The organism is Nitratifractor sp., from assembly GCF_015487065.1.
Classification (GTDB): domain Bacteria; phylum Campylobacterota; class Campylobacteria; order Campylobacterales; family Sulfurovaceae; genus Nitratifractor.
The window spans coordinates 22,523-31,509 of sequence record NZ_WFQN01000087.1 but is presented as its reverse complement, the minus strand read 5'-3'; the positions used below and the strand labels follow the sequence as shown (position 1 = coordinate 31,509).

The window sequence follows — 8,987 nt, the reverse complement described above, 5'->3', positions numbered from 1 at the left end:
GTCCTGGACGAGAAGCGCCTGGCGATGCCCATGTACCGCCACCCCTGGGACGACATTCTCTACGACGTCCAGAAAGCGGAAGAGCTCTAAGCTCTTTTCGCCCGCTTCACGGCATTTAATCAATTTTATTTCCTCTTGCTCCCTCTTATATTTTCCCCTCTATAAGCTCTTTCATAATATAGGTCGAGTTATTGACCGAACTATGCCGTTTTTGTTGGGCAAATAACCCAACTTACCGGACGTTCGTCATCCTGAACTCGATTCAGGATCCACGCTATTTGGCTGTTTCGGGCCCTGGATTCCGGGTCAAGCCCGGAATGACGAAGTCATTGGAAAAATGATGGGATTACCCGTTGATGATGATCCGAGTGTTTTGCATACCGTAACGACGGATGAGTCGATAGAGGGTATGAGCGTTGCGTGGATGGACACGGACGCAGCCGTGGGAAGCGGGATGCCCGAGGTGGCGGATGGCGTGGGTGCCGTGAATGGCGTAGCCTCCTTTGAAAAAGACCGACCAGGGCATGGGAGAATGATGATACTTTTTGGAATAATGCATCCGTTCCAGGGTGTAGGGGCGGAAGATACCGTTGGGGGTCCAGTAGCCGCGCCTGGCCGTTGAGACTTTCCATCTTCCGATATAGTCGTTGTCCAGATAGACGCGCATTTGCTGTCGTGCTTTGTCGATATGAACGATCACATAGGTACGGGTAGGGTTGAGGAGGGTCTTCATCTTCAGGTAGGTTCGGGCGTAGTTTTCCGGCATGGGTTCGATGATCTCTTTGAGGGAGAGATAGCGTCGGGGGTCTACGCGGTCAGCGGGTTGAAGCGGTACCGTTTTGAGTGCGAGATAGACGGAGGGATCGTAGGTCACCGGATGAGGGTCGGTTTGGAGAGGGGAGGAATTCCGAGGTGAATCTTTCGCTTTGTCCGCCGAGATGATTCGAGGTTTCAATACTACGGAAAGATTGTGCTCGTTTGACGTTTTTGAAACACTTTTTTGTTGCATGATTGCCGGAGTTTTGGAGGCATTACGCTCCGGAATGTGTGGGTGGTCTTCCTCTTTGGCAATCTTTTGAAGTTCCTGCAAAATGGGATCGGGAGGGAGCAGTCCGTCGTCGGATCCATAGGCAGTTGTCCTCATCATGCAGAGCAGAACAGCCCCAAACAATACAGACGCACTCCCCCCTTTTTTCATTGCACATTCTCCTGTTTCTGCCTGCTTGTCAGGTTTTATTTTCGATCATACGCGCCATTTTGTCGCTACCCGACGGAAGAGGCAGTCTAAAGAATTGTATCAAAAGTAAAAAAGGAGTGAAAGAGGGAGGGCAGAGAGGATGGAATCCTCTCCTGATATTTATTTGGAAGCGGGTGTTTTGGCGTTTTTATCCTGGGGTTTGACGAGAGGAATCACCTTCGCTTTGCTCTTGGCGCCGGCTTTTTTGGGAATGGTGATCAGGATCGTATTGTCCTTTTGTTCCGCTTTGATACCGGAAGTATCGGTATCGTCAGGCAAAGTGAAGCTCTGGACGGAGCTGCTGTTGGCGTAGCTGATGATCTTGCCGTAGTTGCCGTTGGTCTTCTCCACTTTTTTGTTTTCGGTCACTTCCACGGTAAGCATTCCGTTTTCGGTGGTGATTTTAATCTTGGAGTTTTTCAGATCGCCGACTTTGATCTGCAGCTCGTAGTGGTCTCCTTTGTCCTGGAAGCCGGAGCTGAGTACTCCGGAGGAATGGACCAGGATCGGAGTATTGACGATGGAAGGGGCCTGGAAATTCTGCTCGAAGTTTCGGAACATGGCATCCATCTGGCGGCGCATCTGCTCCATCTGTTTCATCTGCATCTGAAAGATCCGATCCATTTGGGCGAAAGGATCGGCCGGCGTCATGTTCTGGGCTGTGGCCGGCGTGGTGGTGGCGCTGGCGAAACCGAGTGCCGTTCCGGCGATCAGCAGGGGGAGTATCTTACTGAAGCGTTTCATCGTATTCTCCTTTCTTGTCGAAAATTTGATCTTTTTCAACTTGAAGGATATAGACTCAAGTTTAACGTAGTGTTAATATTGAAACGTTATTCATCCCCGTGGATCATCTTGGAGACGATACACTCTTTGGTCTGGAGTTCGTGCATGACAACCCCGCCGATGTGCATGGCAATAAGAACCATCAAAGGCCAGAAAAGGGTTTCGTGGAGCTCCTTGGCCCAGGAGGCGGAGGACTTGCTAATCCCCAGGGCATCGTGGAAGTAGTAGAAGGTTCCGGTCAGGGCCATAACCAGGATCGAGAGACAGATGAGGAGATGAACGCTGTTTTTGAGTTTCTCGTGCGCACCTTGACTCTGCAAAACCTTCAGCAGAGGCAGTTGGGCTTCTCCCCGGAGCATAGCGATGATCCGCAGGGCGATGGCGATGCCCAAAACGACGGCCAAGATGTAGTGCCACTCCCACATGGGAGCTCTGATCGCCTTGGCCACCGCAACAGCCTGATCGGGATTGATCGCAATATGAAAACTCTCCAGCTTGGCACGAATGATTTCGGCGTTGGCACTCTTGTCGAGAAAGGTCTTGCGCAAAAAGACGGTGCCGGCCAGCCCAAGGACGGAAAAGACGGTCAGCCAGTGCCAGAGGCGGAAAATGGGGGAAAACTTTTTTTGCATTTTTTTCCTTGATCGAGTGTTTTCAAACCGATATGCTTTTCCGTCATTCTGAACTTGATTCAGAATTCACGGTTTGATCGGCATATCAGATTTCGGTTTCCTGGTGAGGCCCGGAATGACGGAAGGTTTTTTCAGACCCTTTTACTGTTGTGGAAATTATAGTAGATTTGTTGGAGAATTTCCAATCAAGGAATAAAAGAAAATGCGAAGCACTGGCGTCACTTTCGTCCTGCCATGCGTCACGTTAACACTTTACGTAACACGTAACACTTAGCACGTAACACGGGAAACCTTCCTGTGACTTGCGACGTGAGGCCCGCAGGGCCGTGCCTGCGACTGAATCACTGTTCCTGGGGCAAATGCTCTTTGAGTCGTTGGACGAAATAGAGTCCCAGTCCCAGCATCGTCAGCGTGACAGTGTAGAGAACGGGGTAACCGAACCACTCCAGGATGAAGCCGCCGGGGATCGAGAAGAAAAGTCCCACGGAGACGATCGTCGACTGGATCGCCACATAGACGGGGCGTTTCTCTTCGGGGGCGATCTCCAGGACCAGGTTCATGTCGGCGTTGCGGAAGCCGTCGATCCCGGTGCCGAAAAGCAGGAAGATCAGGGCGTAGAGCCAGGCGTTGTCGGCGAAAAAGGCCAGGACAAACGCGGCGATCATCAGGCTGTAGGCGGTCTGGAGCATTCGGACGTAGCGCCCGCTGAAACGTTTCCAGAGAAAGAAATTTCCCAAAACGCTGCCGATCATCTGAACCGTGATGAAACTCCCCACGAGCCAGCCGCTGAGATGGATGGTCTGCTTGGCCTGGAGGATGACGAAGGGCATGGCCAGGAGGAAGGAATACCCCAGCAGCGAAGCGCCGATCTGGATCTGAAGCCGCTGGTCGCCTCTAAGAATCTTTCCGGCGTTGCGCAGAAAGTGCAGGAAACTCTCTTCCCGTTGGCTGACTTTGGCTTTGGGGGGCTCCTCGATGGTGGCGAAAGCGATCAGACCGATGGCCATGAGAAAAGCACTGAGCATGAAGAGCATGGCGTAACTCTCTGGAGCTTCGAAGCGCTGCAGGACCCAGCCGGCGATCCCGCCGCTGATGATGGCCCCCACCGACGACCAGAGCTGTCGGTCGGCCATGGTGCGTCCCCGTTGCTCCCGGGTGAAGACCTTGGCAATGATCTCTTTGAAATAGATCCCGCCGAAGCCGGCGACGAAGCTGAATCCGAAGAGTCCGATCCCTATGAGCCAGAGGGTGAGGGTGGGGTTGCGGTCGCCGACGAAGTGGATCGCCGCCCCGATGAGAAACCAGAAGAGGAAACGAAAGAGAAAGACCAGACGCATCAGCGGCATGACCCGTGCATAGCTCTGGGCGTAGAAAGCCGCCACCAGCTGCACGGCGATGGCCCCGCCCCGCAGCAGTGAGGCGAAGAGGCCTACCAGGATCAGGTTGGAGCTGAAGTGGTGGACGATCAGGGGGAGGATCGTCGAAGGTTCGGCGACGGTGGTGGCTACCGAGAGAAAGAAGCCGTGGAGGGCGTTTTTGAGATTATTGATGCGGTAGGACATGGGTCAGCGTCTCCGGAGGATCTCAAGCGGTGAAGGCTTTGCCGGAGCGGCCGTCTTGTTCTTGAAGCTTCTTTTTCGATGGTTCGAGGCAGTGTGCGCTCGTTTTTTGATACGGGCGCTCCGGGGGGTGTAGCGGACGGCACGGGGAGCTTCTACCCTATCGTAGCCGATGAGAGCGAACATCCGTTCGTTGACATAGGTAAATCGGCTGGAGGGGTTCCAGAGCAGCCACCCCGAGGCTCCCAGTTTTTCGGCGGCACGGATCTGGGCGGCGATGTCTCGTTCCCGGTACTGGTGTCGGCTATAGGCGTAATCCCGGAAGGCCTGAAGCCAGGGGCGGAATTTGGAAGGAGCCACACCGCGGGCGATCCCTTTGCGGAGGCTGATGCGGACGATGTCGTAGGGATGGGCCGCCGGGTTGGAGAAGGTGACGCTACCCCGCCGGAAGCCCGAAGGGTAGAGCATGGGGCAGAGATAATCCACATGCGGGGCCATCCGCTCCAGGATCTGGCCGATATGGGTGTCGGTGCGGTTCCAGAGGACATAGCCGAAGATGTCCACGGAGACTTTGACGCCGAGAGGATGGAGCCGATTCTTGGCCTCCTGAAGGAAACTGTCAATGGCGGCGACCCGGTTGGCCCGGGTATCGGCCCGGTCGTAGCGCAGTCCTTTGTGGGCCGGAAAACGGATATAGTCGAAGTTGATCTCGTCGAAGCCGAGACGGGCCACCTCTTCGGCAATCTCCAGCGTGTAGTTCCTCGCTCTCGGGTCGAAAGGATCGACCCACATTTCACCGTGCCGGTCCCGCCAGATCCTCCCGCCGTAGGTATGGACCGCCCGGGAGGGATAGGTGCGGGCCTGGCGCTTGTCTTTGAAGACGGCGATACGGGCAATGAGGTAGATTCCTCGGGCTTTGAGATTCCTCACATAGCTACGGATATTTCGTATCGTGGCATATCGGGAAGCCCGGGTTCGTTTGGCTTCGGAAAAATTGCTGCGATAGGTCAAGTCGCCTTTGACGTTTTTCATATCGATAATCAGGGCGTTCATCGGAGTCGTTTCGATGATTTTGAGAGCGTGTCTGAATTGTGGGGTGCTTGGTTTGGCGGTATGGCGATTGAGGTAGAGGGCCCGGATTTCGGAATGCATTCCGAAACCGAAGGAACCGTAGGCATCGGGTTTCTGATACGCTTCCGAGATATCTTTGAGTTGGGAGGGGTGGAAGAGCTCGTTGGCGTTTATGCTACCGATAAACAGGGCAAGGGTCAGTAGTATGATTTTATTTATCATAGAATAAATATAGTTCCTTTTGTAATTTTTGAGCTTTTTCGGGTCTCCTCTTCATTTCTTTTTCTTTGTTTCGCGACAAAGAAAAAGAGAACGAAGCAAAGAAAAAGAAAACGCGAGGTGCTGTCGTCTTTCCGAGTGTGCCATGCGTGGCGCAATACCCTGTGTGTTCGAACCGTATGTTTGTGTAGGTTGGGCTGTAGCCCAATCTACATCTGCGCCGAAGGCGCTCCCAATAACCAATACACCAATAGCAAATAACGAAGGAGAGCTGCAAAACTATTTTTTGCGACTCTCCTTTTCTTCAATCCCGCTCATCCCGAAACGCCGTGCCAGTTCCTGTTTGACCCGGTCGGGGGAGATTTCCCGATAGCCCAGGCCGACGAGGGAATGGTAGAGCAGATCGGCGGCTTCGTAGATCACTTGTTCGTCGCTCTCCTCATCGATGGCGGTGGCAAGTTCATCGGCCTCTTCCCGGATCTTGCTCAGCAGCAGCGCTTTGTTCTCCAGAAGCTTGCGGGTCCAGGATTTTTCTCCCCCGGAGCTTTTGCGCTCAAGAATGGTATGGTAGAGGGTGTCCACGACGCCGTAGATCGCGTCGGTGTCCACCGCTTTTTCCGTTATCACCTTGTCCTGGGTGACGGAGGTGAAAAAGCAGCTGGGGCGGCCGGTATGGCAGGCGACCCCTTTTTGCTCCACCTTCAGCAGGATCGTATCGGCGTCGCAGTCGATGAGCAGATCCCGGACCTTCTGGGTATGGCCGGAGCTCTCGCCCTTTTTCCAGATCCGCTGTTTGGAGCGGCTGAAGTAGTGGGCGTAGCCCGTCTCCAGGGTCAGCCGGTAGGCCTCTTCGTTCATATAGGCCAGCATCAGGACTTCGCCGCTATCGGCCTCCTGGGCGATGGCGGGGACGAGGGGGGTTTTGTTCCAGTCGATTTGCATGATGATTTCTCCGAAATCATCAGTGGGTAGTGGGTAGTGGGTAGCGGGTAGAAAAGGGATTCATTGAAAGCATGAAAATTCTACGCACTACACACTCCGTACTACGCACTGACTTATTGTTGTGTTGATGTCGCTTTCTGCTTCCGTCCTTTGGTGTCGACCCAGATATTGGGGACGGCACCGCCGGGGGTCAGGAAGATCTTGGCATCTTTGTTGACCCGCAGCGCATCATTGAAGGCCTTCTGGGTCTTGATCTGCTCCAGCTGGAGCAGGGCGGGGGTCAGGGATTCGGAGATGAGCTTGTTGGCCTTGGCCTGGGCAGAGGCTTCGATCCGGATCTTGTCAGCGAAGCCCTGGGCTTCGATCCGTTTCTTCTGGGCTTCGCCCCGTGCGATCTCCGCTTTGCGTTCCGCTTCCCGTTTTGCCCGATCTTTCTGCTGTTCGGCGATCATGACGTTTTGCTTTTCGGCCTGAAGCTCTTCGATCTTCTGTTTGATTTTTGGGGGCAGCTCGATGTTGCGCAGCTCCACCGAATCGAGGACCACCGGCTTGCCGGGGATTGACTCGACAGCTTTACGGACCCGCTCCTGGATCTCCTTGGCGATTTCGGTCCGTTTCTGGGGCAGATTCTCGGCGGCATATTTGCCGATAACATCCCGGACGATCTCGCGGACTTTGGTGTTGATGATCTTGTCCTCCCAGGCCGTGCCCCAGGTAGCGATGGTCCGGGGAGCGGTTTCGGGACGGAGGTGATACTGGACCGCCAGATCTATATCGACATCCAGCCCTCTGGAATCCATTACCCGGATCGCGGGATTGCGCTTGAGCCCCCCCTCGTAACGGGAATATCCATCATTGACACTGGGTCGGGTCTGGTTGGAATAGGTGATCATCCGTACCCGGGTATTGACGGGAATGATCTTTTCGAAGATGGGAATGAAAAAGTGGAGCCCGGGCTGCAGCGGCTTGTCCTGGAACTTACCGGTAATGACCTTGATCCCCACCTCTCCGGAGTTGATGATGGTAAAGGGCTTGAAGGTGAAAAAGCCCAGAATCAGGATCAGCAGGATTCCGAAAATGACGGCGTATTTGGTGCTGCCACCGCCGCCAAAAGGACTCTGATAGTCCGGTCCGCTGTTGTTTCCACCGTTTCCGTTGCCGGAAGAGTCCTTTTCGGGTTCGGGGCTCGGCGTTTTGCGTTTTTTGAAATAGTCGTTGAGATCGGCGGGCATGGGAATCCTTCGGATTTAGTTAATAGTTAATAATTAATAGTTAAAAGTTGAGGTTTGCGTTGCGAGGCAACGCTATTGTTAAAAAAAATAAGTGTTTCATAGAAACACAACCGCAATTATTAATTATTCACTCTTCATTCTTCACTACACTATCTGACTTTCATTTAAATGAAGGTCAGATAGTGTTTGTATTTCTCGTTGCGTCCGTAGACCACGTCAAAATAGGCTTTTTGCAGCTTCTCGGTGACCGGACCGCGGCGGCCGTTGCCGATGACGCGGTGATCCAGGGAGTTGATGGGGGTCAGTTCGGCGGCAGTGCCGGTAAAGAAGGCTTCGTCGGCGATGTAAATTTCGTCCCGGGTGATGTTGCGCCGTTCGATCTCGATTCCCATGTCCCGGGCCAGCTCCAGGACCGTCGCCTGAGTGATGGACTCCAGGGAGTTGTCGTTGGGCGGGGTGATCAGTCTGCCGCCCCGGACGATGAAGAGGCATTCACCGGTCCCTTCGGCGGCGAAACCGTTCTCGTCCAGCATCAGCGCCTCTTCGAAGCCGTTTTCGATCGCTTCGTATTTGGCCATCTGGCTGTTGAGGTAGTTGGCGGCGGCTTTGGCCTTGCCGAAGGTGGAGCGGTTGGGGTTGCGGGTGATGGAGGAGGTGCAGACCTTGATCCCGTTCTCCAGTCCCTCTTCGCCCAGATAGGCGCCCCACTCCCAGGCGGCGATCATGGTATTGACCGGGGCGTGTTTGTGGTAGAGCCCCATGACGCCGTAGCCCAGATAGATCAGGGGCCGGATATAGACATTGCCGGCAAATTCGTTGGCCCGAAGCAGTTCGATGTGGGCCTGTTTGACGGTCTCGTAGTCGAGGTTAGGCTCGATGGCGACGATCTTGGCGCTGTTGTAGAGCCGCCGGCAGTGATCTTCGAGACGGAAGATTGCCAGACCGTCGGCGGTCTGATAAGCCCGGGTCCCCTCGAAGACGGCGTTGCCGTAGTGCAGGGTATGGGTCAGGACATGAACCTTGGCCTCGTGCCAGGAAACCAATTTGCCATCCATCCAGATATATTTCGCTTCTGTCATTGTCACACTCCAAAAATTAGCTCCCGACATACCGTCGGAAAATCAGGAGATAGTGTATCCAAAGGGGGCTGAGAGGGGGGTTTTGAGAATTGAGAATTGAGAATTGAGAATTGAGGATGGAGGATGGAGGATGGAGGATGGAGGATGGAAGAATGAATGAGAAATGAGGAGTGAGGAATGAGGAACCGAGGGAATGCGCTGAGAAGTCGTAGCCGTAACACATAGCACGACAT

8 protein-coding genes are annotated in these 8,987 nt (G+C 54.1%); all 8 read right to left on the bottom strand.

The genetic code is table 11. From position 1 onward, the window contains the following. Positions 1–346 precede the first annotated feature (346 nt). Positions 347–1,198 carry a L,D-transpeptidase gene (locus F8I07_RS04645; RefSeq protein WP_292656360.1) on the bottom strand — a complete coding sequence of 284 codons (852 nt, stop codon included), beginning with the start codon at positions 1,196–1,198 and terminating at the stop codon, positions 347–349. Between the two features lie 159 nt (positions 1,199–1,357). After that, a complete protein-coding gene (locus tag F8I07_RS04640) occupies positions 1,358–1,981 on the bottom strand; it encodes an Hsp20/alpha crystallin family protein (protein ID WP_292656358.1) in 624 nt (207 codons plus the stop codon). Between the two features lie 86 nt (positions 1,982–2,067). Next, positions 2,068–2,652: a cytochrome b/b6 domain-containing protein gene (locus F8I07_RS04635; protein WP_292656354.1), complete on the bottom strand. Its 585-nt coding sequence runs from the start codon at positions 2,650–2,652 to the stop codon at positions 2,068–2,070. A gap of 341 nt (positions 2,653–2,993) precedes the next feature. Next, positions 2,994–4,214, bottom strand: a complete 1,221-nt coding sequence (locus F8I07_RS04630) for an MFS transporter (RefSeq protein WP_292656350.1) — start codon at positions 4,212–4,214, stop codon at positions 2,994–2,996. 3 nt (positions 4,215–4,217) lie between these two features. Beyond that, complete coding sequence (locus tag F8I07_RS04625) at positions 4,218–5,504, bottom strand: putative glycoside hydrolase (protein WP_292656348.1); 1,287 nt, start codon at positions 5,502–5,504, stop codon at positions 4,218–4,220. Between the two features lie 276 nt (positions 5,505–5,780). Further along, positions 5,781–6,443 carry a bifunctional phosphoribosyl-AMP cyclohydrolase/phosphoribosyl-ATP diphosphatase HisIE gene (gene hisIE, locus F8I07_RS04620; RefSeq protein ID WP_292656346.1) on the bottom strand — a complete coding sequence of 221 codons (663 nt, stop codon included), beginning with the start codon at positions 6,441–6,443 and terminating at the stop codon, positions 5,781–5,783. 113 nt (positions 6,444–6,556) lie between these two features. After that, the gene (locus tag F8I07_RS04615) at positions 6,557–7,675 is read right to left on the bottom strand and encodes an SPFH domain-containing protein (protein WP_292656342.1); all 1,119 of its coding nucleotides are present in this window, start codon (positions 7,673–7,675) and stop codon (positions 6,557–6,559) included. A gap of 164 nt (positions 7,676–7,839) precedes the next feature. After that, complete coding sequence (locus F8I07_RS04610) at positions 7,840–8,754, bottom strand: branched-chain amino acid transaminase (protein WP_292656339.1); 915 nt, start codon at positions 8,752–8,754, stop codon at positions 7,840–7,842. Between the last annotated feature and the right edge of the window lie 233 nt (positions 8,755–8,987).